Source organism: Nocardia sp. NPDC050712 (assembly GCF_040654295.1).
Lineage (GTDB): Bacteria > Actinomycetota > Actinomycetes > Mycobacteriales > Mycobacteriaceae > Nocardia.
Window position 1 is genome coordinate 1,705,818 of sequence record NZ_JBFAHT010000001.1, and the last position, 24,656, is coordinate 1,730,473.

Genomic DNA, 24,656 nt, shown 5'->3' on the forward strand with positions numbered 1-24,656 from the left:
GAAGTCAGCAGATTGCCCCGCGATCTCCGGAAATATCCCGACCGGTGCGGATCGGACCGGAATATTTCCGAAGGACGCGGGGTGGTCAGCCGAGGTCGGCGGCGGCTTCCTTATCGAGGATCCAGGTGGTGGATTCCTGGCCGCGCGCCCCCGCGGAGGGGATGTCGGTCGGCTCGGCGCCGCCGATGGCCGCGGCCACCGCCTCGGCTTTGCCCGCGCCACCCACGACGAGCACCACGTGGCGCGAGCGCCGGACGGCGGGCAAGGTCAGGGTGACGCGCACCGGCGGCGGCTTCGGGGAATTCGATACCGCGACAACGAGTTCGTGCGCTTCGCGGACCGCGTCGGTGTCGGGGAACAGCGAATTGATGTGCCCTTCGCCGCCCATGCCGAGCAGGTGCAGGTCGAAGGACCCGTGCTCGGCGAGGTAGGCGTGCACGGTGGCCGAGTACTCGGCGGCGGCCTCGACCGGGTCGGGGTACTCGCCGTCGGAGGCGGCGACCGGATACACGCGTGCCGGGTCGACCGGGACGTGATCGAGCAGGGCCTCGCGGGCCTGGAGCTCGTTGCGTTCGGCATCACCGGCGGGGACGAAACGCTCATCGCCCCAGAAGACGTCGAGCTTCGACCAGTCGATGGCACCGGGCGATCGGCGCACCTGCTCCAGCAGGCCGATGCCGGTGCCGCCGCCGGTCAGCACGACCGAGGCCGAGCCGCGCGCGGCCTGGGCGGCCACCACGATCTCGACGAAACGGGCGGCGGCCGCGGCGACGAGCGCGTCGGTGCCGGGATGGACTTCTACGGTGTCGGCGGGAATGCGGTCAGTCATAGATCACCTTCTCGATTCCGGAGAGGGCCTCGACGTAGATCTCGTCGGCGTCCAGCCGGCGCAGTTCCTCGGCGAGGCAGTCGCGGGTTTCCCTGCGCGCCAAGGCGATGCGCTGATCCGGATCGCCGGTGCGGGTCAGGGTGGCGGTGGTGCCGTGTTGCGGTCGCTGGATGGCGATGGAGACCGAGGAGCGGTGCAGTTCCACCCGCAGCTCGCCGGTCTGGCGATGCACGGGGCAACCGAGCCGTTCGGCCAGCCAGCCGGCCAGCATGTCCAGCGCGGGTTCTTCGCGCAGACCCGAGATCAGAACCCGTTCGATCGGCTCGTACGGGGGCTCGTCCAGCGCGGCGGCGAGCAGCGCGCGCCAGTAGGTGATCCGGCTCCAGGCCAGATCGGTGTCACCGGAGGCGTAGGAGGCCAGGCGCTTCTTGATGGTGGCCTGCGGGTCCGGTGCGAAGGTGGCGTCGGTGATGCGGCGGGTCGCCAGGCGGCCGACCGAATCCTTGGACGGGAACTCCGGCGCGCCCCGGGGCCACCAGGCGACCACGGGGGTATCGGGCAGCAGGAACGGGATCACCACGCTGGATTCGTGATTGATCAGCTCGCCTTGCAGCCGCAGCACGATCACCTCGGCCGCGCCCGCGTCGCCGCCGACCCGGATCTGGGCGTCCAGCTTGGTCGGCGCTTCCCGATCGCCGCGCGCCAGCACGACGACGCGGCAAGGGTGTTCGCGGCTGGCGTCGTTGGCGGCGTCGATCGCGTCCTCGGCCTCGGAGCTGTCCAGCGTGCACACCACCAGGGTGAGCACCCGGCCCATGGTGATGACACCGTTGCTCTCGCGCAGCTGCACCAGGCGCTTGGTGACCGCGCCGGTGGTGGTGTCGAGCATGTCGACGATCACGGGCGCCGCCATTCGCGGCCGGTGCGCTCCAGCATTTCGTCGGCCGAGGCCGGACCCCAGGTACCCGCCTCGTAGGCCTCGGGCTTACCGCCCGCGGCCCAGTGGTCGAGCACCGGATCGAGGATGCTCCAGGACAATTCGACCTCCTCGTTCACCGGGAACAGCGACGGCACCCCGAGCAGCACGTCCAGGATCAAGCGCTCGTAGGCCTCGGGGGAGGACTCGGTGAACGCCTCGCCGTAGCTGAAATCCATATTGACGTCGCGCACCTCCATGCTCGACCCGGGCACCTTGGACCCGAACCGCATGGTGATGCCCTCGTCCGGCTGTACCCGGATGACCAGGGCGTTCTGGCCGAGTTCCTCGGTCATGGTCTGATCGAAGGGCAGATGCGGCGCGCGTTTGAACACGATCGCGATCTCGGTCACCCGGCGCCCCAGGCGTTTTCCGGTGCGCAGGTAGAACGGCACCCCGGCCCAGCGGCGGGTGTCGACCTCGAGGGTGATCGCGGCGTAGGTCTCGGTGCGCGACTGCGGATCGAAACCCTCCTCGTCGGCCAGCCCGACCACCTGCTCACCGCCCTGCCAGCCCTCGGAGTACTGACCGCGCGCGGTCGTCTCGTCCAGCGGCTCGACCAGTTTCGTCGCCGAGAGGACCTTGATCTTCTCGGCCTGCAACTGCTTGGGCTGGAAGCTGATCGGCTCCTCCATCGCGGTGAGCGCGAGCAGCTGCAGCAGGTGGTTCTGGATGACGTCGCGCGCGGCGCCGATGCCGTCGTAATAGCCGGCGCGCCCGCCCAGGCCGATGTCCTCGGCCATGGTGATCTGGATGTGGTCGACGTAGTTGGCGTTCCAGATCGGGTCGAACAGCTGGTTGGCGAAACGCAGCGCCAGCAGGTTCTGCACCGTCTCCTTGCCGAGGTAGTGGTCGATACGGAAGACCGTCTCCTCCGGGAACACCCCGTTGACCAGCGCGTTCAACTCGACGGCGCTGTCCAGATCGTGGCCGAAGGGCTTCTCGATCACCACCCGCCGCCACGGCTTGCTGCCGTCGCTGCGGGTGGACTGGGCCAGATCGTGCTCGGAGAGCTGATCGAGCACCACCGGGAACATGGCCGGCGGAATCGACAGGTAGAAGGCGTGATTGCCGCCGGTGCCGCGCTCCTTGTCCAGGTTCGCCAGGGTCTCGGCGAGCCGGGCGAAGGCCGCGTCGTCGTCGAAACTGCCCTGCACGAACCGGAAGCCCTCGGCCAGGTGATCCCAGACCTCCTGGCGGAACGGCGTGCGGGCGTGCGACTTCACCGCGTCGAGCACGACCTGCGCGAAATCCTCGTCCGCGTAATCGCGCCGCGCGAAGCCGACCAGCGCGAAACCCGGGGGCAGCAGCCCCCGGTTCGCGAGGTCGTAGATGGCCGGCATCAGTTTCTTCCGGGACAGATCACCGGTGACCCCGAAAATCACCATGCTGCACGGGCCCGCGATCCGCGGCACCCGCTTATCCCGCTCGTCACGCAGCGGGTTCTTCCTGACCTCTGCTGTGCCGGCCATCGGTGTCAGTTGCTCCCAGCTCCACGCAGCTCTTCGCCGGTGGCGGTCAGCAGTTCCGCCCAGGACTTCTCGAACTTCTCCACGCCCTCGCGCTCGAGCACCTCGAACACGTCGGCCAGGTCGATGCCGACCGCGGTGAGCTGATCGAAGACCGCCTGCGCGGCGTCCGCTGTGCCGCTCAGGGTGTCGCCGCGGGTCTCGCCGTGATCGGCGAAGGCCTCGAGGGTCTTCTCCGGCAGCGTGTTCACCGTGTTCTTCGCGACCAGTTCGGTGACGTAGAGGGTGTCGGAGTAGTCCGGGTTCTTCACGCCCGTCGACGCCCACAGCGGCCGCTGCCGGTTGGCGCCGGAGGAGGCCAGGTGCGCGTAGGTGGAGGTGTGCTTGCCGCCGTCGAACACGTCCTCGTATTCGGCGTAGGCCAGGCGGGCGTTGGCGACGCCGGCCTTGCCGCGCAGCGCCAGCGCCTCCGGGGAGCCGATCGATTCCAGGCGCTTGTCGATCTCGGTGTCCACCCGGGAGACGAAGAACGAAGCGACGGAATGGATCTTGGCCGGATCGTGGCCCGCGATCTTGGCCTTGTTGATGCCCTCCAGGTAGGAGCCCATCACCGCGCGGTAGCGCGCGACCGAGAAGATCAGCGTCACGTTGACGCTGATGCCCTCGGCGAGCACCGCGCTGATCGCGGGCAGGCCCGCCTCGGTCGCGGGGATCTTGATGAACAGGTTCGGACGGTCGACCGTCTTCCACAGGTCGACGGCCTGGGCGGTGGTCTTGTCCGCGTCGAAGGCGAAGCGCGGGTCGACCTCGATGGAGACCCGGCCGTCGACGCCGCCGGAGGCCTCGTAGACCCCGGCCAGCACGTCGCAGGCGGCGCGCACGTCGTCGGTGGTGATGGTGCGGATCGCCGAATCCACGTCCGCGCCCTGTGCGGCAAGCTCTTTCACCTGCTTGTCGTAGGCGTGACCCTGGCTCAGCGCACCCTGGAAGATGGTCGGGTTGGTGGTGACGCCGACGACGCCGCGGGTGCTGATCAGCTCGGCCAGATTGCCGGACTGGATGCGGTCCCGGGAGAGATCGTCGAGCCAGATGGAGACGCCGGCCGCCGACAGGGCGGCGAGATTCTCGTTCTGCGACATAGGAATTTATCCCTTCACGTTTTCGAGCGTGCGCTGCGCGGCGGCGACAACAGCTTCGGTGGTGATGCCGAACTCGCGGAACAGGGTCTTGAAGTCGGCCGAGGCGCCGAAGTGCTCGATCGAGACGATCTCGCCCGCGTCGCCGACGAAGCGGTGCCACGGCATCGCGATACCGGCTTCGACCGACACCCGCGCCTTGACCGCCGGCGGCAGCACCTCGTCGCGGTAGCTCTTGTCCTGTGCGTCGAACCACTCCACACACGGCATCGAGACCACGCGGGTGCCGACGCCCTGCGCCTCCAGCGTAGTGCGCGCGTCGACGGCGAGCTGGAGCTCGGAGCCGGTGGCGATCAGGATCACCTGGGGGGTGCCGGTGGAGGCCTCGGCCAGCACGTAGCCGCCCTTCTTGACGCCCTCGTAGCTGGTGCCCTCCTGGACCGGCAGGTCCTGGCGGGTCAGCGCCAGCGCGGACGGGCCGTCCTGATGCGCGGGCTCCGACACCGAGAAGTGCGAGGTGTGCTCGGAGGAATCGCGCTCGAGGATGGTGCGCCAGGCGTAGGTGGTCTCGTTGGCGTCGCCGGGGCGCACCACGTTGAGGCCGGGGATCGCGCGCAGCGCGGCCAGGTGCTCGATCGGCTGATGCGTCGGGCCGTCCTCGCCCAGGCCGATGGAGTCGTGGGTCCAGACGTAGATCGCGGGCACGCGCATCAGCGCGGCCAGGCGCACCGCCGGGCGCATGTAGTCGGAGAACACCAGGAAGGTGCCGCCGAACGGGCGGGTCGGGCCGTGCAGCGCGATGCCGTTGAGGATCGAGCCCATGGCGTGCTCACGCACACCGAAGTGCAGGGTGCGGCCGTACGGGTCGGCCTTCCACATGCCGGTCGAGATCGACTCCGGGCCGAAGCTCGCGGTGTCGGGCATGGTGGTGTTGTTGGACTCGGCCAGGTCGGCCGAGCCGCCCCACAGCTCGGGCAGCACCGGCGCGAGCGCGGCGAGCACCTTGCCGGAGGCCTTGCGGGTGGCGACGCCCTTGGGGTCCACGTCGTAGGTGGGCAGGCTGTTGGCCCAGCCCGCGGGCAGATCGCGCTTGGCCAGCCGGTCGAACAGGGCCTTGTTCTCCGGGTTGGCGGCGGCCCAGGCGTCGAACTGCTGCTGCCATTCCTTGTGCTCGGCCTGGCCGCGCTCGATCGCCTTGCGGGTGTGCGCGATGACCTCGGGGGCCACGTCGAAGTTCTTCTCCGGATCGAAGCCCAGGATCTTCTTGGTGGCGGCCACCTCGTCGGCGCCCAGCGCGGCGCCGTGCGCGGCGCCGGTGTTCATCTTGTTCGGGGCCGGGTAGCCGATGATGGTGCGCAGCACGATGATCGAGGGCTTGCCGGTCTCGGCCTTGGCCGCGGCCAGCGCCGACTCGATCGCGACGACATCCTCGCCACCCTCGACGACCTGCACATGCCAGCCGTAGGCCACGTAGCGCGCGGCCACGTCCTCGGTGAAGGCGATGGTGGTGTCGTCCTCGATGGAGATCTTGTTGTCGTCGTAGATCAGGACGAGGTTGCCCAGCTGCTGGGTGCCCGCCAGCGAGGACGCCTCGGAGGTCACACCCTCTTCCATGTCACCGTCGGAGGCGATGACGTAGATGAAGTGATCGAACGGGCTGGCGCCGGGGGCGGCGGCCGGATCGAACAGGCCCCGCTCACGCCGGGCGGCCATCGCCATGCCGACCGCGGAGGCCAGGCCCTGGCCGAGCGGGCCGGTGGTGATCTCCACGCCGTCGGTGTGGCGGAACTCCGGGTGACCCGGGGTCAGCGAGCCCCACTTGCGCAGCTGCTGCAGGTCGTTCAGCTCCACGCCGAAACCGGCCAGGTAGAGCTGGATGTACTGGGTGATGCTGGAATGCCCGCAGGACAGCACGAAGCGGTCGCGGCCGACCCAGCTCGGATCGCTCGGGTCATGGCGCATGGTGCGCTGGTAGAGCGAGTACGCCAGGGGCGCCAGGCTCATCGCGGTACCGGGATGACCGTTTCCGGCGTTCTGGATCGAATCGGCGGCCAGCACCCGTACTGTGTCGACGGCCTTGGTGTCCAGATCCGTCCAGTCGTCCGGGTAGTTCGGCTGAGTGAGGGCGCGGATGTCGTCTGTCACTGACACGACCGAGGTTCTCCTGACATTGGTTTCGTCGACATGGGAGTGTGTCCACACCACCCTAGAGGCGCGCCCTGACCGGCTGGGAGGGAACCCGGGTTACCGGCGGGTTTTACCGACTACCGACCGGTCGATACGGCGACAGGCCCGGCCCCCGAGCGGGGGCGCGAGCGGGAGCACCACCGGCTAGGGTCTACCATCCTCTGTAGTAGTTGCCGCGCCGCTGGGGCCGCACACTGCTACTTCCATGGCCGGATGCGATGCACAAACGTGCGAGGAGAGACAGTGCGGATTGGGCAACAGCCGGGTGACAATCCCGCTCCTGCGCCGGCGAATATTGCGGACGCGCACGGCTCTTCGACGGCGCTGGCCGATCGGTTGCAGGGTGACGGGCTCGTTTCGCGACTACTGCGTCGTCCCCTGGCCTATATCGCGCTGACCAAGCCGCGCGTCATCGAACTGCTGCTCGTCGCGACCATCCCGACCATGCTGCTCGCCGATCGCGGCAACATCGATATCCGGCTGATCCTGGTCACCCTGTTCGGCGGCTGGATGGGCGCCGCGAGCGCCAACACGCTGAACTGCGTGGCCGACGCCGACATCGACAAGGTGATGAAGCGCACCGCCAAGCGGCCGCTGGCCCGCGAGGCCGTGCCGACCCGCAACGCCTTCGTCTTCGGCGTGCTGCTCGGCCTGGCCTCCTTCGCCTGGCTCTGGTGGCAGGCCAACCTGCTCAGCGGCGCGCTGGTCGTCGCGACGATCCTGTTCTACGTCTTCGTCTACACCCTGGGGCTCAAGCGCCGCACCTCGCAGAACGTGGTGTGGGGCGGCGCCGCCGGCTGCATGCCCGCCCTGGTCGGCTGGTCCGCGGTGACCGGCGGCATCGGGTGGCCCGCGATCGCGCTGTTCGGTGTCATCTTCTTCTGGACGCCGCCGCACACCTGGGCGCTGGCGATGCGCTACAAGGAGGACTACCGCGCGGCCGGGGTCCCGATGCTGCCGGTCGTCGCCACCGAGCAGGTGGTCACCAAGCAGATCGTCATCTACACCTGGCTGACCGTGCTCACCACGCTGGCCTTGGTGCCCGCGACCGGCGTCGTCTACGCGGCCGTGGCGCTGGTCGCCGGTGCGTGGTTCCTGCTCATGGCGCACCAGCTGTACTCCGGTGTGCGCCGTGGTGAATCGGTGAAGCCGCTGCGCCTGTTCCTGCAGTCCAACAACTATCTGGCCGTGGTGTTCTGCGGCCTCGCGGTGGACTCGGTGCTCGGCTGGGACACGATCGGCAGCTTCTTCAGCTGAGTTCGCGACTCTGGAGGTAGCCGTCGGGGCGTACTCGAACGACGGTGCCGTCCTGCGCGCGGTAGGCCGCGAAGGCGTGCCCGTCCACATCGACGACGTAGCGTCCGGTAGCGGTGCTGCCCGGGCGGACTACCGCGTACGACTCGACCCCGGATTGCGCCGGGAGCGTGCCGGTTTCGCCGAAGTGCAGCGCCGTCGAATGTGGCCCACGGAACAGGTCGAACAGGCGGACCGGTTGGCCTGAGGCGTCTTTCAGCGGCGCGTCCGGTGCGCGATCGCCCGCGACCAGCGGCCCGGCCTCGGTGCGGTAGCTGATGTCGAGCTGCTGGGTTTCCGGGCCCCGGTCCATGGCGTTCTCGTCGCCGTCGACCAGCTTGTCCAGCAGTTCGCTGCTGACTCCGAGCACCCGCGCGGCCACGGTGCGGCGTTCGGATTCGTAGCTGTCCAGCCAGGATTCGTCGCCCGCCAGCGCCGCGGCGAGCTTCCAGCCGAGGTTGTAGCCGTCCTGGATACCGGTGTTCATGCCCTGGCCGCCGGTCGGCGGGTGGACGTGGGCGGCGTCACCGGCCAGGAAGACCCGGCCGTCCCGGAAGCGCTGGGCCAGGCGGATATTCGGCCGCCAGACGGTGGCCCAGGTCAGGTCGGAGAGCTGGATGCCGGCGCGGGCGGCATTCCGATCGACGAATTCCTGCAGGGTCGCCAGGGTGGGGTCGACATCGGCGGGCAGTGGTGCGGCGAGCTGGAAATGCCGGCCACCCGGCAAGGGGGACAGGGCGATTCCCGTCATCGGCGCCTCGGCCGAGGCGGCGAACCAGTAGCCGTATTCGTGGTCGAGGGCGTCGGCGCGCACGTCGCCGAGCAGCATCCGGATCGTGTCGTCGGTGCTGCCTTCGAAGGGGATGGCGAGGGCTTTGCGGACCGTGCTGCGTCCACCGTCGGCGCCGACCAGATAGGCGGCCCGGACGGTTTCGCCCGCGGTGAGAGTGGCGGTGACCCCGGTCGCGTCCTGCTCGAACGACTCGAGCGCGGTCGAGAGTTGCACGTGCACACCGAATTCCGCGAGCCGGTCGCGCAGGATCGCCTCGGTCCGGGATTGGCCCAGCACCCAGAGATTCGGGTAGGGGACCGCGGGCGTGGGCGGCACCGGCTCGGCCATCCGGCGTTCGCCCGCGAATTCGCCGCCGAAGTAGGCGCGCATCACCGGGGCCGGGATACCGGCCGCCAGCACCGCGTCGAGGACGCCGAGATCGTCGAACACCTCCAGGGTGCGCGGCTGGATACCGTCGCCGCGCGAGCCCGCGAAGAACTCGCGCGCCTGGTCGATGACGCGCACCGGCACGCCGCGCCGGGCGAGTTCGAGGGCGACGGTCAATCCGGTGGGTCCGGCTCCTACTACGAGTACCAGGTCCGACACGGTTCCTCCTACGATGAATCTATATTCAGTGAATGTAGATTCAGTATGTTAGTTGGTAGGTTTCCGTGTCAAGGAGGTACTTCCGATGACCCAGAGCCGGCAGGAGAAAGCGGCCGAAACCCAGCAGGCGCTCAAGACCGCCGCCCTGCGGGTCTTCGCCGACCGCGGTTATCTCAACACCAAGATCACCGACATCACCGCGGCCGCCGGGCGCGCGGCCGGCTCGTTCTACAACCACTTCGCGAGCAAGGAAGAACTGCTGCAATCGCTGCTGCAGGACCTGGCCGCGGCGGGAGACCGGCACGCCGAAGCCGACGACCACAGCCCGGATTTCAGCGACCCGGACGCGGTCCGCTACCACGTCGCCGGGTACTGGACCTTCGCCCGCGACCACGCCCCGGTGCTGCGCGCGGTCAGCCAGGCGGCGCTCGTCAGCCCGGACTTCGCGCGCATGATCGGGCACTTCGCGGTCCAGCAGCGCGCCGACATCGCCGATCACGTGGAAGGGTTCGCGGACAAGGGTTTACAGCTGCCCAGCACCCCCGACGCCACCCTCGCGATGATGTTCCTGCTCATCCAGAGCCTGCTGAGCGCGGTGGAGGAGGGGTCGGTCGAGTTGACCGACGAGCAGGCCGTCGACGGTCTGACACGATTCGTTTACCGGGGTATTACAGGTCGCGACTATTGATGCCGAGGCGTCGCGTGCCGCTTACCATCGGAAAATGACCAGCGGTACAGCGGAGATTCGGGCGGTCGCGCGAGCCTGGGCCGACGCCATGATTTCCAACGACGCCGAACGGATCGGCCGGTTCATGGCCGAGGAGTGGGTGATCGTCGCCGACTCCGGCATCACCGGCCGGGCCGACTTCCTGGCGCTGATCACCGCGGGCGGATTGACCCACTCGGCGATGGACGAGGTGGGGGAACCTCGAATCCAGGTGCACGGGGACATCGCGATTTATACGGCGCGGGTGACGAATACGGCGCATTACCAGGGCGAGCGGTTCGAGGCCGACGAGTGGACGACGGATATCTTCGTCCGCTCGGCGGCCGGCTGGCGCTGCGTGCACAGCCACATCACGAGCGCTGCGGGGTAGGCAGTCTCCGGCCCTGACCGGTCTCGGCGTTGCCCGGGGTTGGCAAAATCGTGCACTCTGCCGTGGAATCCGGCGAGAGTCGGCCGTTTCGGGGCGTGAAGTGCACGATTTTGCGTACCCCAGTCAGGGAAGCAGGACGATTGACCCGGTTGTCTTCCGACCCTCCAGATCCCGGTGCGCCTGGGCGGCATCGGCCAGGGGATAGGTAGCGCCGATGCGAATGTTCAGGGTGCCGTCGGCGATGGCGTTGAAGATATCGCCTGCGCGCCAGAGGATTTCGGCGCGGTCGCGGGTGAAGTCGCCGAGCTTGGGGCGGGTGACGACCAGCGAGCCCAGGCCGTTGAGACGCTGGAGATCGAACGGGGGAACCGGGCCGCTGGCCGCGCCGAACAGGGCCAGGGTGCCGCGCACGCGCAGTGCGCCCAGGCTGGATTCGAAGGTGTCCTTGCCGACGCCGTCGTAGACCGCGGCGACGCCGGTGCCGTCGGTGAGTTTACGGACCTGCTCGGCGAGGTCGTCGGAGTAGCGCAGCACCTCGGCCGCGCCCGCCTCGCGGGACAGCGCCTCCTTCTCGTCCGAGGAGACTGTGGTGAGGACCCGCACGCCGCGGGCGGCGGCCAGCTGGGTCAGGATCAGGCCGACGCCGCCCGCACCCGCGTGCACCAGCACCGTCTCGCCGGGCTCCGGCTTGTAGACCGATTCCACCAGGTAGTGCGCGGTCATGCCCTGCAGCAGCGCGGACGCGGCGACCGGGGCGTCGACGCCGTCCGGGACCGGGATGGCGGCCGCCGCGTTCACGGCGACCTTCGACGCGTACGAGCCGGGCGCCGCGCACCAGGCGACCCGGTCACCGGCTTTGAAGTCGGTGACGTTCGCGCCTGCCTCGGCGACGACACCGCTGGCTTCCGAGCCCGGGATATAGGGCACGGCCTGCGGATACATGCCGGTGCGGAAGTAGGTGTCGATGTAGTTGATGCCGATCGCCTCGGTGTCGACCAGCAGCTGGTCGGGGCCGATCCGCGGATCCGGCGCGTCCACGGACCGCAGGACGTCGGGACCACCGTGCTCGGAAACCTGAATGGCGCGCATGAATTCAGTTCTAGCACTGCCGCGGAGTGACCTGTACCCCGCAGGTATGGACTGAGGCCTACTGGTCGGTAAAGTAAGGCCCATGAGCGTTGAAGCCGCCACCCCTGTGAAGCTCTCGGGCTCCGTTGTCGAATCCGTCAAGGGTTTCGTCGCCGAGCACGGCGGTTCCGCCACCGCCGTCCTGCAGCCCATCGGCCGCATCGGCGTCCGCGTCACCCTGGTCGGCCAGGACGGCATCCTCGGTGACCGCGTCGTCGGCTCCCTGGCCGAGGCCAAGCAGCTCGTCGAGGCCATCGACGGCCTCACCGAGGCCGACGAGTGGGACCGCGAACTCACCTCCATCGTCACCCCCCGCAAGAGCCACTTCGCCCAGATGGCCGGCTGGGTCGCCCGCCAGCGCCGCTTCCCGAAGGCCCGCAACGAACGCTGACGCCGCCCGGCGTTTATTCAGTGGCAGACCAGCACCCGCGCGTACGACCATGTCGGAATGCGGATGTTCGTCTGCGCCGGTTGCGGAGCGCCGCTGAGCGCGTCTGTGCGCGAGGTGCCCTATCCAGACGAGCCGTGCACCTTCGGGCACGGCCCAGAACTCCCGCCCAACCGGATGCAGCCCGGCACCTACTCGTCCCGCTGCTATCCGCCCCGTCGATGGGAACCGGGTCCCCGTCGACTTCGGGAGCTGCCGCCTCGCGACCCCGAAGGCGCGCACTATGTCCTGGCTCCGGGCGACGGGCGCGGCACCGCGCTGATCATCCCGCGCTGCCATATCGGGTGCTGGGGTCTCGACGGGCGCGACGGACCCAATCTCGCTTGTAGTCGGTGCGCGGCCGAGGTCGGCTTCCGGCTGGATGACTGTCTGCGTTGGCAGGAGACGCTGCTGATCGCCTCCGCTGTCCGCGTGGTCGACGCCTCGGACCAGGAGCGGAGCGCCGCGCCCTGCGCGCCGCCCTACCCGGAAATCCTTACCGCGGCCCTGCGTCGAACGCAGTGGTCACAACGCGACGCTGCCGCCTTCTACCGAGACGAACTGCCCGGTTGAGGCCCAACCGCCCGGCGTGACCTGCGCGGTCAAGCCGACTGGTGGACCGGGGTATCGGCCGGGATGCTTTCGCGGGTGCGCAAACTCGCCCAGAGGGCGGCGGTGGCGGCGACCGTGGCGCCGGCGCCGGCGACGTGCAGGACGACCAGGGCGGCGGGGACGTCGGTGAAGTATTGGACGAGGCCGACCAGGGCCTGGGAGCAGACCACGGCGATGACGACGAACAGGCGGGTGCGGACCGGTTTGGCGATGCCGACGGCGTAGAGGCCGAAGGCGAGGCCGATCAGCAGGGCCAGGTAGCCGACCAGGAGCTGGGAGTGCAGATGCACCAGGGTGACGATTTCGACCTCTAGGCGGGCGACGGGTCGTTCCAGGCTCTTGTCGCCGGCGTGCGGACCGGCCGCGGTGACCAGGGTGCCCGCGACCAGGACGCCGGCCATGGCGACGGCGCTGAGGGCGGTGAGCCAGCGCAGCGGCGCCGGGGCCTGCACGACTTCGACACCGTCGTCGGGTTCGCAGATCTTCGCGTAGAGCACGGTGGCCAGCCACACCATCGCCATCGAGGCCAGCAGGTGCACGGCGACGGTCCACCAGAGCAGGCCGGTGCGCACGGTGATGCCGCCGATGATCGCCTGCACCACGGTGCCGGCGGGCATCAGCCAGGCGTAGACGAGCACGTCCCGGCGACGGCGGGCGCGGGTCACGGCGAGCACGATCAGCCCGGCGAACAGCGTGACCACGAAGGTCAGCAGGCGGTTACCGAATTCGACGGCCTGATGGAAGCCCGCGACCTCGGCGACGGCGACCGGGGTGAAACTGCCCGGAAAGCATTGCGGCCAGGTGGGGCAGCCGAGACCGGAGGCGGTCACCCGGACGACGGAACCGGTGACGGCGATACCGGCCTGGGTCACGACGACCGCGATGGCGATCAGTCGTTGCACCCGCAGCGAGGGGAGCGGGAGGCGGTCGACGACTCGCAAGAAGGCGCGATACAGCACTCGACGATGTTAGCGGCCGCGCGGAACCCGGTTGCACCCGGTCTACTACATGCTGTCGTGGAGATCAGTGGAAGCGGAAGAACCGGGTGGCCAGGAACCCGCACACCAGGCCCCACCCGGCCAGCACGGCCAGTCCGAACCAGTCGACACTGCTGCGCAACGCGTGCTCGAGGGCCACCGCCAGCGCACCCGACGGGATCAGCCGGGCGATCACGTCGACCGCGGTGGGCAGATCGTCGGAGGCGAACACGATGCTCGCGATGCCCAGCATCACGAACCAGAGAATGTTGGCCAGCGCCAGCACGATCTCGGCTTTCAGCGTGCCGCCGAGCAGCAGCCCCATGGCAGCGAAAACGGCGGTGCCCACGGCGATCACCAGCGCGCCGAGGATCAGCCCCCCGAGCTCGGGCCGCCAGCCGAGCGCCACACCGATGGCGCCCAGCAGGATCGCCTGCAGCACCACCACGATCAGCACCGCCGCGCTCTTGCCCGCGATGATGCCCCAGCGCGGCAGCGCGGTCGCGCCGAGCCGTTTCAGCGCACCGTAGCGCCGGTCGAACCCGACCGCGATGGCCTGCCCGGTGAACGCGGTGGACATCACCGCCACCATCATCACCGCCGGCACCAGCTTGTCGATGCGGTCCTGCCCGAGGTTGCCGAACGGCAGCAGCGTCAGCCCGACCAGCAGCGTGATCGGGATGAACATGGTCAGCAGCAGCTGTTCGCCGTTGCGCAGCAGCAGGATCAGTTCCATGCGGGTCTGCGCGGTGAGCATGGCGGCGCGGCCGGCCGGCCGGGGATCCGGGCGGAAGGTGCCCGGCTCGAAACGGTTTCCGGTGGCTGCTGGGTTCATCCGCGTAGGTCCCGTCCGGTGAGTTCCAGGAAGACGTCTTCGAGGCGGCGCTGATCGATGCGGATGTCGGTGGCGAGCACGTTCATCCGGGCGCACCACGCGGTCACCGTCGCCAGCACCTGCGGGTCGATCTCGCCTTCCACCAGGTAGTTGCCCGGTGTCGTCTCGCGCGGCGCGAACCCTTCCGGCAGCGCCGTTTTCAGCAGTTCGAGATCGAGTTTCGGTGCGGCGGTGAAGCGTAGCTGCCCGGCGGCGCCGTGCGCGGTCACCTCGGCGGGCGTGCCCGAGGCGACGATCCGGCCGTGGTCGATGATGACCAGCTGGTCGGCGAGCTGTTCGGCCTCGTCCATCACGTGCGTGGTGAGCAGCACGGTGACGCCGTCGCGGCGCAGCGCGTCGATGAGTTCCCACACGATCAGGCGGGCCTGGGCGTCGAGCCCGGCGGTGGGTTCGTCGAGGAAGACGATCTCCGGGCGGCCGACGAGCGCGCAGGCCAGGGCCAGGCGTTGCTGCTGACCGCCGGAGAGCCGCCGGTAGGGCGTGCGCCGATTGTCTTGCAGCCCAAGGGTTCGCAGCAGCCAGTCCGGATCGATCGGGTCGGCCGAGTAGGAGGCGACCAGGTCGAGCATCTCCCCGGCGCGCGAGCCCGGATACGCGCCGCCGCCCTGCAGCATCACGCCGATGCGCGGGCGCAGCCGGTCGGAGTCGGCGCGGGGATCGAGCCCGAGCACCCGGACCGAGCCCGCGTCCGGGGTGACGAACCCTTCGCACATCTCCACGGTGGTCGTCTTGCCCGCCCCGTTCGGGCCGAGCAGCGCAAGCACCTGCGCGCGTTCGACTTCGAAGGACAGGCCGTCGACCGCGAGGGTTTCGCCGTAGCGTTTGACGACGCCGTCGATCCGCAGCGCGGGCCCGGAAGAACTCACGACTCCGCCTCGACGACGCTCGGCTTCGCTGCCGGCTCTACGGTTCGCTCGCTGCGCTCCCTCACGGGGACACACGGTAGGCCGTCGGTTCCTGTGACGGAGCCGACACCCCCGGCTGCTGCGCCCGCCAGGGCAGCGCGTTGCGCGTCAGGACGATGAACAGCACGCACACGATCGCGGTGGCGATCGCCGAGCCGACGATCTGGAACACCTCGAAATCACCGCCGCGCGGCATCTGCAGCACGCTGACGATCGCCGAGAGCACGATCGCGGGACCGCGGAAGATCGGCCTGGTCGCCCAGGCGGCCAGCGGCACGATCGCCCAGAGCAGATACCAGGGCTGCACCACCGGGAACAGCAGCACGATCGCGCCGAGCGAGACGCCGAGTGCCCCGACCGGATGCAGCCGGCCGGTGCCGGCGGCCACCAGCATGCGCACCGTCACGTAGGCGGCCACCGCCGCGGCGATCGGCCGGGTGATGCTGAGCAGGGCCGTGGTGTGATCCCCGAGCCCGAGCAGGACCCCGCCGAAGCCGGTGATGATGCCGATCGCCGTGGGCAGCGACATCCAGCTGCGCACCGCGTTGGCGGTGCCCAGCGTGTGGATCCAGCCGAAGCCGAGATCGCTGAGCGAACTGATCAGCGCGGTGACGCCAAGGGCGATGCCGCCCAGCATCGCCGCCGAGGTCACCAGGGTGCGTAGCCCGCCGTTCCAGCGGCGGGCCAGGGCAACCCAGACGAATCCCATGGCGATGATCGAGGTGACTTTTATCGATGCCGACAGCGTGATCACCACCGCTCCGGCGATGAGCAGTGCGTAGGCCCGCCCGTCGAACACGGGGATGTCGTCGATCGCGCGCAGGCACAGCTCCAGGCCCGCCAGCATCAAACCGAGCATCAGCGCGTCGTTGTGCACGCCGCCGACCAGATGGAACAGCACGAGCGGATTGGCCGCGCCGAGCCAGAGCGCGCTCACCGGCGCGACGCCGCAGCGCACCGACAGCCGGGGCAGCGCCCACACGATCAGCGCCACGCCGCCGAGGGCGAGCAGCCGGTGCATCCACACGCCGACCAGGATGTTGTCGCCGGTGATCTGGGCGATTATTCGGCCGGCCCAGAGGAACAGCGGTCCGTACGGGGCGGGTGTCTCACGCCAGATGTTGGGCACATTGCGGGTCAGCACGTTGTCGTTGCCGAGCGCCTGCGACGGCCCGACCGTGTACGGGTCCAGCCCGCGCGCGCTGATCTCGCTCTGTGCCAGATACGAGTAGACGTCGTTGCTGAACATGGGCGGCGCGATGGCCAGCGGCAGCACCCACAGCAATAGCGTGCGATCCATCTGCGAGCGGGTCAGCCGGTGCAGCAGGGAACCGCCGAGCCCGCCGACGGCGAAGCGCCCCAGCAGCAGCCACGCCAGCACGACCAGCGTGGTGCCGACCATGCACACCGCCAGCGACGCGGTGTGCGCCCGCCCGAAGATGGCGAAGATCCGCATCCCCGAGACGGGGTTCTGTAGCACCGGCTGCGCGCCCACCCCGAGCGCGCTGATCACCATCAGCACCGATCCGGTCGCGCCCATCAACCGAATTCGGTTGAACTGCGACATCTCCCGCGGATCGAGCTCGGGCAGGGCCCGCTCGTCCCGATGCAGCACCGCGACCGTGTGATCGGAAGCCGGCACGTCCAGGCCCAAGGCCCGGCGCCCGACCGCCAACGTCCGGCGCCGCGCGCCCTCCAGTACCGCCACGACCCGAAGCCTAGTGCGCGCACCGGAACCAGCCGACCCGCAACCCGCCGGGCCTGGGCGGGCCCGGTCGCCGGGTGAGCGCGCGCACCGGGTCGAGCGCGGGCAGCGCACAATCGAGCACATGGTTTCGGAGTCCAGACGGCGGATCGAGGTGGCGGCGGCGGGGTTACTGGCGCGCCACGGGTATCACGGGTTCGGCTTGAAGAAGTTGAGCGCGGCGGCCGGTTTGCCGTACGGGTCGATCTACCACCACTTTCCGGGTGGGAAGGAGGAGATCGCGGTCGCGGCGATCACCGGGACGGCGGTGCTGTCGAGCCGGATCATGGCGCAGGCGCCGGGCGATGTGTTCGCCACGACCGAGACGATGTTCGGCTTCATGGTGACCAAGCTGGCGGGTTCGGACTGGACCGACGGCTGCTCGGTGGGGACGCCCGCGCTGGACGGCGGCAGTGACGTGGCGGCGATCCGGGTCGCCTGCGGGGCGGCGTTCGAGATGATGGAGCGGGCTTTCGCCGGGCTGCTGACCGAGGTGGGCCTGCCGGCGGAGGAGGCGCGAGAGCTGGCCACGACGGTGGTGGCGGCCTATGAGGGGGCGACGATTCTGGCGCGGGTGCGCCGGTCGGACGCGCCGTTGCGGACGGTCGCGGCGGGCATGGAGCGATTGATCCGGGCGACGCTCGCGGATGCCGGACTGCCCGCGGCCTGAACCGGAAAAGTTCCGGAGATCGGTTGTCGGCCAGCACCGTTCACCTTTCGGCATTGACTAGAAAGAACGTTCTAGCGAGACTCGGAGCATGAAGCGTTTGCTGCTGTCCGGCCCCGGTGCGCTCACCTGGGACGAGGCCCCCGAGCCCGAAATCACCCACCCCGCACAGGCACTCGTGCGACCGATCGCCGTCGCCACCTGCGATATCGACCCGGCCGTGCTGCGCGGGGCGTTCCCGCTGCCCGGGCCGTATCCGTTCGGGCACGAGGGCGTCGCCGAAGTCGTCGCGACCGGCGAGCAGGTGCGTTCGGTGCGGGTCGGCGACCGGGTGGTCGTCCCGTTCCAAATCTCCTGCGGCGTCTGCAAAGCCTGCCTGCGCGGCAGGACCGGCAACTGCACCAGCCATCCGCCGCTGTCCACCTTCGGGCTGGGTGCCCTCGGCGGTCTGGACTGGGGCGGCCTATGGGCCGACCTCGCCCTGATCCCGCACGCCGACGCCATGCTGGTCCCGCTCCCGGCGGGGGTCGACCCGGCGGCGGTGGCCAGCGCGAGCGACAACCTGCCCGACGCCTACCGCGCCGTCGGCCCGCAACTGGCCGACGATCCGGGTGCGGAGGTTCTGGTCATCGGCGGTCCCGCCGCGCCCTCGATCGGGCTCTACGCCGCCGGGCTCGCGGTCGCGCTCGGCTCGGAACGCGTTGTCTACCTGGATGACTCCGCCGAGCGCCTGGCGATCGCGCAGAAGCTGGGCGCGGAGGTGATCGAGGGCCCGCGCGACGCCCGGGTCGGCCGCTTCCCGATCGCCGTCGAGGCGGCCGGCGGCGCGAAGGCGCTGCGCGCCGCACTCGCCGCCGCGACCTACGACGGCTACTGCACCAGCGTGAGCGTGCAGACCAAAGATGTCGCGCTGCCGGTCTTCGACATGTACACCCGCTGCTGCACCTTCCATACCGGCCGCGCCCATGCCCGCCCGGTCATCCCGGCGGTGCTCGACCTCGTCGCCGCGGGCCGTTTCGACCCGGCCCTGGTGACCAGCGTGACCGTGCCGTGGGCCGATTCGGTCGACGCGCTGCTGGAAACCCCGCTGAAACTGGTGGCAGTCCGATAGTTTGTGCGCCAAATCGCACCACCGAACTTTCCGCCTGGGTGCTGTGTTCCGGCGAACTGCTGGATACCGTCGATTCCGGCTGGACATGTGTCCGAATCGCCGGAATCGAGCCCGATGATGCCGTCTGATGTGCACTGATAGTCGATCTACCGGACTGTGCGATGGGTCACTATCGCGGTCTGTCGGGTCTGCCGCGAACCCCCGGCATCTCGGGTTTTGCGCCTGCCGGGCCGTCGGTCATGATCAAATGCCGAGCTCGGAGGCCTTTTCCAAGGGCACCCTTATTAGATTTAGGGAACGAATTCCGCCACACTGGTGTTGTGAAAACCATGGGTTTGCGGAATGACGACGAAAGGGCCGGTCGCAAGGCTGGTACCGCGTCGGCGCCTGCGCCCGCCGCGGTGGGCGCCGAAGGCCACACCCGGGCCGCCATCGTCCAGCTGCTGCTGGAAGACGGCCCGATCACCGCGACCGCCATCGGCACCAGGCTGGGGCTCACCCCGGCCGGCGTGCGCCGGCATCTCGACGCCCTGATCGATTCGGGTCAGGCCCGGGCCAGCCGGTCCGCGCCGTGGCAGCAGAAGGGTCGCGGCCGTCCGGCCAAGCAGTACCAGCTCACCGCCGTGGGCCGGGGCCGGCTCGGTCACGCCTACGACGACCTCGCGGGAGCCGCCATCCGGCAGCTCGGCGAGATCGGCGGCGAGCAGGCGATCGCCGAGTTCGCGCGGAAACGGGCACGGACTATCGTGGCCGGTATCGACGCGGTCGAGGAGCACACCGCGCACAACACCGAGGCCAAGGCCGAGGAGATCGCGGAAGCCTTCACCGACGCCGGGTTCGCCGCCTCCACCCGCAAGGTGGGCGCGGGCGTGCAGATCTGCCAGCACCACTGCCCGGTCGCGCACGTCGCCGAGGAGTTCCCGCAATTGTGCGAGGCCGAACTCGAGGCGTTCCGGGACCTGCTCGGCACCCATGTCCAGCGGCTTGCGACGATCGCCAACGGCGATTGCGCCTGCACCACGCACGTGCCGCTACTACCGATACCGAAAAAGTCTGCTCCACAAACCGCCGCACAGCCCGCGCCGGTACGAACGAACGACTCCGGAAGGAGTGCCGAATGACGACGACCACCGACCAGGTGCAACCGCTCACTCAGGAAGAGACCATCGCTTCGCTGGGCAAATACGGTTACGGCTGGGCCGATTCGGATGTGGCCGGCGCCGCCGCGCAGCGAGGTCTGTCCGAGGCGGTTGTCCGAGACATCTCGGCCAAGAAGAGCGAGACCGAGTGGATGCTCGAGCAGCGGCTCAAGGCCCTGCGCATCTTCGATCGCAAGCCCATGCCGAACTGGGGTTCCAACCTCGACGGCATCGACTTCGACAACATCAAGTACTTCGTGCGCTCCTCGGAGAAGCAGGCCGAGACCTGGGAAGACCTGCCCGAGGAAATCAAGAACACCTACGACAAGCTCGGCATCCCCGAGGCGGAGAAGCAGCGCCTGGTCTCCGGTGTCGCCGCGCAGTACGAGTCCGAGGTCGTCTACCACTCCATCCGTGAGGATCTGGAGAAGCAGGGCGTCATCTTCCTCGACACCGACACGGCGTTGAAGGAGCACCCGGAGCTCTTCCACGAGTACTTCGGCTCGGTCATCCCCGCCGGTGACAACAAGTTCTCCGCGCTGAACACCGCGGTGTGGTCGGGTGGCTCGTTCATCTACGTGCCGCCGGGCGTGCACGTCGACATCCCGCTGCAGGCCTACTTCCGGATCAACACCGAGAACATGGGCCAGTTCGAGCGCACGCTGATCATCGTCGACGAGGGCGCCTACGTGCACTACGTCGAGGGCTGCACCGCGCCGATCTACAAGTCGGATTCGCTGCACTCCGCGGTCGTGGAGATCATCGTGAAGAAGGGCGGCCGCTGCCGCTACACCACGATCCAGAACTGGTCGAACAACGTCTACAACCTGGTCACCAAGCGGGCCAAGGCCGAGGCGGGCGCGACCATGGAGTGGGTCGACGGCAACATCGGCTCCAAGGTCACCATGAAGTACCCGGCGGTCTGGATGACCGGTGAGTACGCCAAGGGCGAGGTCCTCTCGGTCGCGTTCGCGGGCGAGGGCCAGCACCAGGACACCGGCGCGAAGATGCTGCACCTGGCGCCGCACACCTCTTCGAACATCGTCTCGAAGTCGGTGGCGCGCGGTGGCGGCCGGGCCTCCTACCGCGGCCTGATCCAGATCAACAAGGGCGCCTACGGCTCCAAGTCGACCGTGAAGTGCGATGCGCTGCTGGTCGATACGGTCAGCCGCTCCGACACCTACCCCTACGTCGACATCCGCGAGGACGACGTGACGATGGGCCACGAGGCGACCGTCTCGAAGGTGTCCGAGGATCAGCTGTTCTACCTGATGAGCCGCGGCCTCACCGAGGACGAGGCGATGGCGATGGTGGTGCGCGGCTTCGTCGAGCCGATCGCCAAGGAACTGCCGATGGAATACGCGCTGGAACTCAACCGGCTCATCGAGCTGCAGATGGAAGGAGCCGTCGGCTGATGGCGACAGGTGTCATTGGAGCGGTCGAGGGCGAGAACGCCAAGCCGGTTCAGAACCCGGGTGCCGGAGCCGCGCTCAACAAGGGCGAGGTGTTCACCTCGTTCGACGTGAACGCCTTCGAGGTGCCCTCGGGCCGCGACGAGGAGTGGCGCTTCACTCCGCTGCGCCGCCTGCGCGGCCTGCACGACGGCACCGCCGTGCGGGACGGGCAGGCCACCGTCGAGGTCAACGCTGTCGAAGGGGTCACGGTCGAGACCGTGGGCCGGGACGACGCGCGCCTCGGCCAGGCCGGTGTGCCCGCCGATCGTGTTGCCGCGCAGGCGTATTCGGGCTTCGAGTCGGCGACCGTCGTGTCCGTCGGCCCGGAGCTCGAGATCGCCGAGCCGGTCGTGCTCACCGTGACCGGCCCGGGCGAGGGCAAGACCGCCTACGGCCACACCCAGATCCGGCTGGCGAACTTCGCCGTCGCCACCGTGGTCGTCGACCAGCGCGGCAGCGGAACCTACGCCGAGAACGTCGAATTCGTGCTCGGTGACAGCGCCAAGCTGACCGTCGTGCACGTCCAGGACTGGGCCGACGACGCGGTCAACACCACCGCGCACCACGCCAAGGTGGGCCGTGACGCCACGCTGCGCCACATCAACGTCACCCTCGGTGGCGACCTGGTGCGGCTGACCGCGGGCGTGCGCTACGACGGTCCCGGCGGCGACGCCGAACTGCTCGGCCTCTACTTCGCCGACGCGGGCCAGCACTTCGAGCAGCGCCTGCTCATCGACCACGCGGTCCCGAACTGCAAGTCGAACGTGCTCTACAAGGGTGCGCTGCAGGGCGATCCGAGCTCCAAGAAGGGCGATGCCCGCACCGTGTGGGTCGGCGACGTGCTGATCCGCGCGGCCGCCGAGGGCACCGACACCTTCGAGGTGAACCGGAACCTGATCCTCACCGACGGCGCCCGCGCCGACTCGGTGCCGAACCTGGAGATCGAGACCGGCGAGATCGCCGGCGCCGGCCACGCCAGCGCCACCGGTCGTTTCGATGACGAGCAGCTGTTCTACCTGCGCTCGCGCGGCATCCCGGAGGACGCCGCCCGTCGCCTGGTCGTGCGTGGTTTCTTCCACGAGATCATCCAGAAGATCGCGGTCCCCGAGATCCGGGAGCGGCTGGAGTCGGCCATCGAGGCCGAACTCGCCGCCATCGGCGTCTGACACGAACCCCATTACCCCGCAAAGGAACGCACATCCGATGACCACCCTGGAAATCAAGGACCTGCACGTCGAGGTCGCTACGCCCGAAGGCGAAGCCAAGGAGATCCTCAAGGGCGTCAACCTGACCATCAAGTCCGGTGAGACGCACGCCATCATGGGCCCCAACGGCTCCGGCAAGTCGACCCTGTCCTACGCGATCGCCGGTCACCCGAAGTACACGGTGACCTCCGGCTCGATCACCCTCGACGGTGAAGACGTGCTGGAGATGTCGGTCGACGAGCGCGCTCGCGCCGGCCTGTTCCTGGCCATGCAGTACCCGGTCGAGGTGCCCGGCGTCTCGATGACCAACTTCCTGCGCACCGCCGCCACCGCGGTCCGTGGCGAGGCCCCCAAGCTGCGCCACTGGGTCAAGGAGGTGAAGGAGTCGATGAACGAGCTCGAGATCGACGCCGCCTTCGGTGAGCGCAGTGTGAACGAGGGCTTCTCCGGCGGCGAGAAGAAGCGCCACGAGATCCTGCAGCTGGGCCTGCTCAAGCCGAAGATCGCCATCCTCGACGAGACCGACTCCGGCCTCGACGTGGACGCGCTGCGCATCGTCTCCGAGGGCGTCAACCGCTACAAGGAGCGCGAGAACGGCGGCGTGCTGCTGATCACGCACTACACCCGCATCCTGCGCTACATCCAGCCGGAATTCGTGCACGTCTTCGTGGGCGGCCGCATCGTCGCCGAGGGCGGCGCGGAGCTCGCCGAGGAACTCGACTCGAACGGCTACACCAAGTTCATTCCCGCGACCGCTGGAGCCTGATATGACCGCCATGGTCCATGACACTCTCGACGTGGCCCGTATCCGGGCCGACTTCCCGATCCTGGGCCGCACGGTCCGCGACGCGAAGCCGTTGGTGTACTTGGACTCCGGCGCGACTTCCCAGCGGCCGCTGGCGGTGCTCGACGCGGAACGCCAGTTCCTGATCGAGAGCAATTCGGCGGTGCATCGCGGTGCGCACCAGCTGGCCGAGGAAGCGACCGACGCCTACGAGAACGCGCGCGCCGATATCGCGCGTTTCGTCGGCGTCGATGCCGGAGAGATCGTGTTCACCAAGAACGCGACCGAATCGCTGAACCTGGTGACCTACACCTTCGCCGACCCGCGGTTCCCGCATCATGTGGGCCCGGGTGACGAGATCGTGGTCACCGAGCTGGAGCATCACGCGAATCTCGTGCCGTGGCAGGAGCTCGCGCGGCGCACGGGTGCGACGCTGAAGTGGTACGGCGTGACCGACGAGGGCCGGATCGATCTCGATTCGCTCGAGTTGTCGCCCGCCACCAAGGTGGTCGCGTTCACGCACCAGTCCAACGTGACCGGTGCGGTCACCGATGTCGCCGAGATCGTCCGGCGCGCCAAGGCAGTCGGCGCGCTCACGGTGCTCGACGCGTGCCAGTCGGTGCCGCACATGGCGGTGGATTTCCGCGCGCTCGACGTCGACTACGCGGCGTTCTCCGGGCACAAGATGTTCGGCCCGTCCGGCGTCGGCGTGCTCTACGGGCGGCGTGCGCTGCTCGAGCAGATGCCGCCGTTCATCACCGGCGGCTCGATGATCGAGACCGTCACCATGGCGGCCAGCACCTACGCCCCGCCGCCGCAGCGGTTCGAGGCCGGCGTGCCGATGACCTCGCAGGTGGTCGGCCTGGGTGCGGCGATCCGGTACCTCGAAGAGCTCGGCATGGACAACATCGCCGCGCACGAGCACGCATTGGTCGCGCGGGCGCTGGAAGGCCTGAGCGCGATCGAGGGCGTGCGGATCGTCGGACCGACCGACAACGTCGATCGCGGTTCCGCGGTGTCGTTCGTGGTCGAGGGCATCCACGCCCACGACGTCGGCCAGATCCTGGACGACGAGGGCGTGGCCGTGCGCGTCGGGCACCACTGCGCGTGGCCGCTCATGCAGCGCATGGGGATTCCCGCCACCGCGCGGGCGTCCTTCGCCGCCTACAACACCCTGGACGAGGTGGACGCGCTGGTCGCAGCGGTGCGGAAGGCTCAGAAGTTCTTCGGGGTTGTATAAGAC

Annotated in this window: 23 protein-coding genes; 12 read left to right on the forward strand and 11 right to left on the reverse strand. The window is 69.0% G+C overall.

All coding sequences use genetic code 11. The features are described from left to right. Positions 1 to 85: 85 nt before the first annotated feature. From pgl to tkt, 5 genes are read right to left on the reverse strand one after another with little or no spacing between them, the layout of a single operon-like run. Positions 86 to 829, reverse strand: coding sequence for a 6-phosphogluconolactonase (pgl, locus tag AB0H76_RS08195; RefSeq protein ID WP_357319083.1), 744 nt, complete (start codon positions 827 to 829; stop codon positions 86 to 88). Further along, positions 822 to 1,730: a glucose-6-phosphate dehydrogenase assembly protein OpcA gene (opcA, locus tag AB0H76_RS08200; RefSeq protein WP_357320519.1), complete on the reverse strand. Its 909-nt coding sequence runs from the start codon at positions 1,728 to 1,730 to the stop codon at positions 822 to 824. The genes pgl and opcA overlap by 8 nt, the downstream gene beginning before the upstream one ends. After that, the gene (gene zwf / locus AB0H76_RS08205) at positions 1,727 to 3,277 is read right to left on the reverse strand and encodes a glucose-6-phosphate dehydrogenase (RefSeq protein WP_357319086.1); all 1,551 of its coding nucleotides are present in this window, start codon (positions 3,275 to 3,277) and stop codon (positions 1,727 to 1,729) included. Before zwf ends, opcA begins: the two co-directional genes overlap by 4 nt. 5 nt (positions 3,278 to 3,282) lie before the next feature. Continuing rightward, positions 3,283 to 4,413, reverse strand: a complete 1,131-nt coding sequence (gene tal, locus AB0H76_RS08210; RefSeq protein WP_357319089.1) for a transaldolase — start codon at positions 4,411 to 4,413, stop codon at positions 3,283 to 3,285. Positions 4,414 to 4,419: 6 nt separating this feature from the next. Continuing rightward, a complete protein-coding gene (gene tkt, locus AB0H76_RS08215; protein WP_357319092.1) occupies positions 4,420 to 6,561 on the reverse strand; it encodes a transketolase in 2,142 nt (713 codons plus the stop codon). 360 nt (positions 6,562 to 6,921) lie between these two features. Between tkt and AB0H76_RS08220 the strand changes: the two genes are divergently transcribed. After that, a complete protein-coding gene (locus tag AB0H76_RS08220; protein ID WP_357320522.1) occupies positions 6,922 to 7,854 on the forward strand; it encodes a heme o synthase in 933 nt (310 codons plus the stop codon). Here the strand turns inward: AB0H76_RS08220 and AB0H76_RS08225 are convergent. Next, positions 7,847 to 9,268: an FAD-dependent monooxygenase gene (locus tag AB0H76_RS08225; RefSeq protein WP_357319095.1), complete on the reverse strand. Its 1,422-nt coding sequence runs from the start codon at positions 9,266 to 9,268 to the stop codon at positions 7,847 to 7,849. The genes AB0H76_RS08220 and AB0H76_RS08225 overlap by 8 nt on opposite strands. An 85-nt stretch (positions 9,269 to 9,353) precedes the next feature. Between AB0H76_RS08225 and AB0H76_RS08230 the strand changes: the two genes are divergently transcribed. Further along, positions 9,354 to 9,956, forward strand: a complete 603-nt coding sequence (locus AB0H76_RS08230; RefSeq protein WP_357319098.1) for a TetR/AcrR family transcriptional regulator — start codon at positions 9,354 to 9,356, stop codon at positions 9,954 to 9,956. A gap of 34 nt (positions 9,957 to 9,990) precedes the next feature. Next, positions 9,991 to 10,365 carry a nuclear transport factor 2 family protein gene (locus AB0H76_RS08235; RefSeq protein ID WP_357319101.1) on the forward strand — a complete coding sequence of 125 codons (375 nt, stop codon included), beginning with the start codon at positions 9,991 to 9,993 and terminating at the stop codon, positions 10,363 to 10,365. A gap of 123 nt (positions 10,366 to 10,488) precedes the next feature. Here AB0H76_RS08235 and AB0H76_RS08240 read toward each other — a convergent pair whose 3' ends face one another. Continuing rightward, positions 10,489 to 11,454, reverse strand: a complete 966-nt coding sequence (locus AB0H76_RS08240) for a quinone oxidoreductase (RefSeq protein WP_357319103.1) — start codon at positions 11,452 to 11,454, stop codon at positions 10,489 to 10,491. 82 nt (positions 11,455 to 11,536) lie between these two features. Between AB0H76_RS08240 and AB0H76_RS08245 the strand changes: the two genes are divergently transcribed. Further along, entirely contained in the window at positions 11,537 to 11,884 is a 348-nt protein-coding gene (locus tag AB0H76_RS08245) for a hypothetical protein (protein WP_357319106.1), read from the forward strand. Positions 11,885 to 11,941: 57 nt separating this feature from the next. Continuing rightward, positions 11,942 to 12,493 carry a hypothetical protein gene (locus AB0H76_RS08250; protein WP_357319108.1) on the forward strand — a complete coding sequence of 184 codons (552 nt, stop codon included), beginning with the start codon at positions 11,942 to 11,944 and terminating at the stop codon, positions 12,491 to 12,493. A gap of 29 nt (positions 12,494 to 12,522) precedes the next feature. On the opposite strand, the gene AB0H76_RS08255 is transcribed toward AB0H76_RS08250, so the two are convergent. From AB0H76_RS08255 to mptB, 4 genes are all read right to left on the reverse strand, one after another. Continuing rightward, complete coding sequence (locus tag AB0H76_RS08255; RefSeq protein WP_357319110.1) at positions 12,523 to 13,491, reverse strand: heme A synthase; 969 nt, start codon at positions 13,489 to 13,491, stop codon at positions 12,523 to 12,525. Between the two features lie 64 nt (positions 13,492 to 13,555). Beyond that, positions 13,556 to 14,344, reverse strand: coding sequence for an ABC transporter permease (locus AB0H76_RS08260; protein ID WP_357319113.1), 789 nt, complete (start codon positions 14,342 to 14,344; stop codon positions 13,556 to 13,558). Continuing rightward, a complete protein-coding gene (locus AB0H76_RS08265; RefSeq protein WP_357319116.1) occupies positions 14,341 to 15,270 on the reverse strand; it encodes an ABC transporter ATP-binding protein in 930 nt (309 codons plus the stop codon). The genes AB0H76_RS08260 and AB0H76_RS08265 overlap by 4 nt, the downstream gene beginning before the upstream one ends. Before the next feature lie 61 nt (positions 15,271 to 15,331). Then, a complete protein-coding gene (gene mptB, locus AB0H76_RS08270; RefSeq protein WP_357319119.1) occupies positions 15,332 to 17,017 on the reverse strand; it encodes a polyprenol phosphomannose-dependent alpha 1,6 mannosyltransferase MptB in 1,686 nt (561 codons plus the stop codon). 121 nt (positions 17,018 to 17,138) lie between these two features. Between mptB and AB0H76_RS08275 the strand changes: the two genes are divergently transcribed. The 7 genes from AB0H76_RS08275 (at position 17,139) to AB0H76_RS08305 (ending at position 24,653) form a co-directional block, all read left to right on the forward strand. Continuing rightward, complete coding sequence (locus tag AB0H76_RS08275) at positions 17,139 to 17,723, forward strand: TetR/AcrR family transcriptional regulator (RefSeq protein ID WP_357319122.1); 585 nt, start codon at positions 17,139 to 17,141, stop codon at positions 17,721 to 17,723. An 88-nt stretch (positions 17,724 to 17,811) separates the two neighbouring features. Continuing rightward, positions 17,812 to 18,831, forward strand: a complete 1,020-nt coding sequence (locus AB0H76_RS08280) for an alcohol dehydrogenase catalytic domain-containing protein (RefSeq protein WP_357319124.1) — start codon at positions 17,812 to 17,814, stop codon at positions 18,829 to 18,831. Positions 18,832 to 19,070: 239 nt separating this feature from the next. Further along, positions 19,071 to 19,952, forward strand: a complete 882-nt coding sequence (locus tag AB0H76_RS08285) for a metalloregulator ArsR/SmtB family transcription factor (RefSeq protein WP_357320524.1) — start codon at positions 19,071 to 19,073, stop codon at positions 19,950 to 19,952. Then, positions 19,949 to 21,385 (forward strand): Fe-S cluster assembly protein SufB, encoded by a 1,437-nt coding sequence (gene sufB / locus AB0H76_RS08290; RefSeq protein ID WP_357319126.1) that lies wholly within the window; start codon positions 19,949 to 19,951, stop codon positions 21,383 to 21,385. Before AB0H76_RS08285 ends, sufB begins: the two co-directional genes overlap by 4 nt. Continuing rightward, entirely contained in the window at positions 21,385 to 22,590 is a 1,206-nt protein-coding gene (sufD, locus tag AB0H76_RS08295) for a Fe-S cluster assembly protein SufD (protein ID WP_357319128.1), read from the forward strand. The genes sufB and sufD overlap by 1 nt, the downstream gene beginning before the upstream one ends. A 37-nt stretch (positions 22,591 to 22,627) precedes the next feature. Next, positions 22,628 to 23,395 (forward strand): Fe-S cluster assembly ATPase SufC, encoded by a 768-nt coding sequence (gene sufC / locus AB0H76_RS08300; protein ID WP_357319131.1) that lies wholly within the window; start codon positions 22,628 to 22,630, stop codon positions 23,393 to 23,395. Between the two features lies 1 nt (position 23,396). Further along, on the forward strand, positions 23,397 to 24,653 hold the full coding sequence (locus AB0H76_RS08305; RefSeq protein ID WP_357319134.1) for a cysteine desulfurase: 1,257 nt from the start codon (positions 23,397 to 23,399) through the stop codon (positions 24,651 to 24,653). Positions 24,654 to 24,656: the final 3 nt, after the last annotated feature.

Coding starts and splice junctions, on each gene's coding strand:
- pgl (WP_357319083.1), bottom strand. CDS start 829: ATGACTGACCGCATTCCCGCCGACACCGTAGAAGTCCATCCCGGCACC.
- zwf (WP_357319086.1), bottom strand. CDS start 3,277: ATGGCCGGCACAGCAGAGGTCAGGAAGAACCCGCTGCGTGACGAGCGG.
- tal (WP_357319089.1), bottom strand. CDS start 4,413: ATGTCGCAGAACGAGAATCTCGCCGCCCTGTCGGCGGCCGGCGTCTCC.
- AB0H76_RS08230 (WP_357319098.1), top strand. CDS start 9,354: ATGACCCAGAGCCGGCAGGAGAAAGCGGCCGAAACCCAGCAGGCGCTC.
- AB0H76_RS08235 (WP_357319101.1), top strand. CDS start 9,991: ATGACCAGCGGTACAGCGGAGATTCGGGCGGTCGCGCGAGCCTGGGCC.
- AB0H76_RS08240 (WP_357319103.1), bottom strand. CDS start 11,454: ATGCGCGCCATTCAGGTTTCCGAGCACGGTGGTCCCGACGTCCTGCGG.
- AB0H76_RS08245 (WP_357319106.1), top strand. CDS start 11,537: ATGAGCGTTGAAGCCGCCACCCCTGTGAAGCTCTCGGGCTCCGTTGTC.
- AB0H76_RS08250 (WP_357319108.1), top strand. CDS start 11,942: ATGCGGATGTTCGTCTGCGCCGGTTGCGGAGCGCCGCTGAGCGCGTCT.
- AB0H76_RS08260 (WP_357319113.1), bottom strand. CDS start 14,344: ATGAACCCAGCAGCCACCGGAAACCGTTTCGAGCCGGGCACCTTCCGC.
- AB0H76_RS08275 (WP_357319122.1), top strand. CDS start 17,139: ATGGTTTCGGAGTCCAGACGGCGGATCGAGGTGGCGGCGGCGGGGTTA.
- AB0H76_RS08280 (WP_357319124.1), top strand. CDS start 17,812: ATGAAGCGTTTGCTGCTGTCCGGCCCCGGTGCGCTCACCTGGGACGAG.
- AB0H76_RS08285 (WP_357320524.1), top strand. CDS start 19,071: ATGATCAAATGCCGAGCTCGGAGGCCTTTTCCAAGGGCACCCTTATTA.
- sufB (WP_357319126.1), top strand. CDS start 19,949: ATGACGACGACCACCGACCAGGTGCAACCGCTCACTCAGGAAGAGACC.
- sufD (WP_357319128.1), top strand. CDS start 21,385: ATGGCGACAGGTGTCATTGGAGCGGTCGAGGGCGAGAACGCCAAGCCG.
- sufC (WP_357319131.1), top strand. CDS start 22,628: ATGACCACCCTGGAAATCAAGGACCTGCACGTCGAGGTCGCTACGCCC.
- AB0H76_RS08305 (WP_357319134.1), top strand. CDS start 23,397: ATGACCGCCATGGTCCATGACACTCTCGACGTGGCCCGTATCCGGGCC.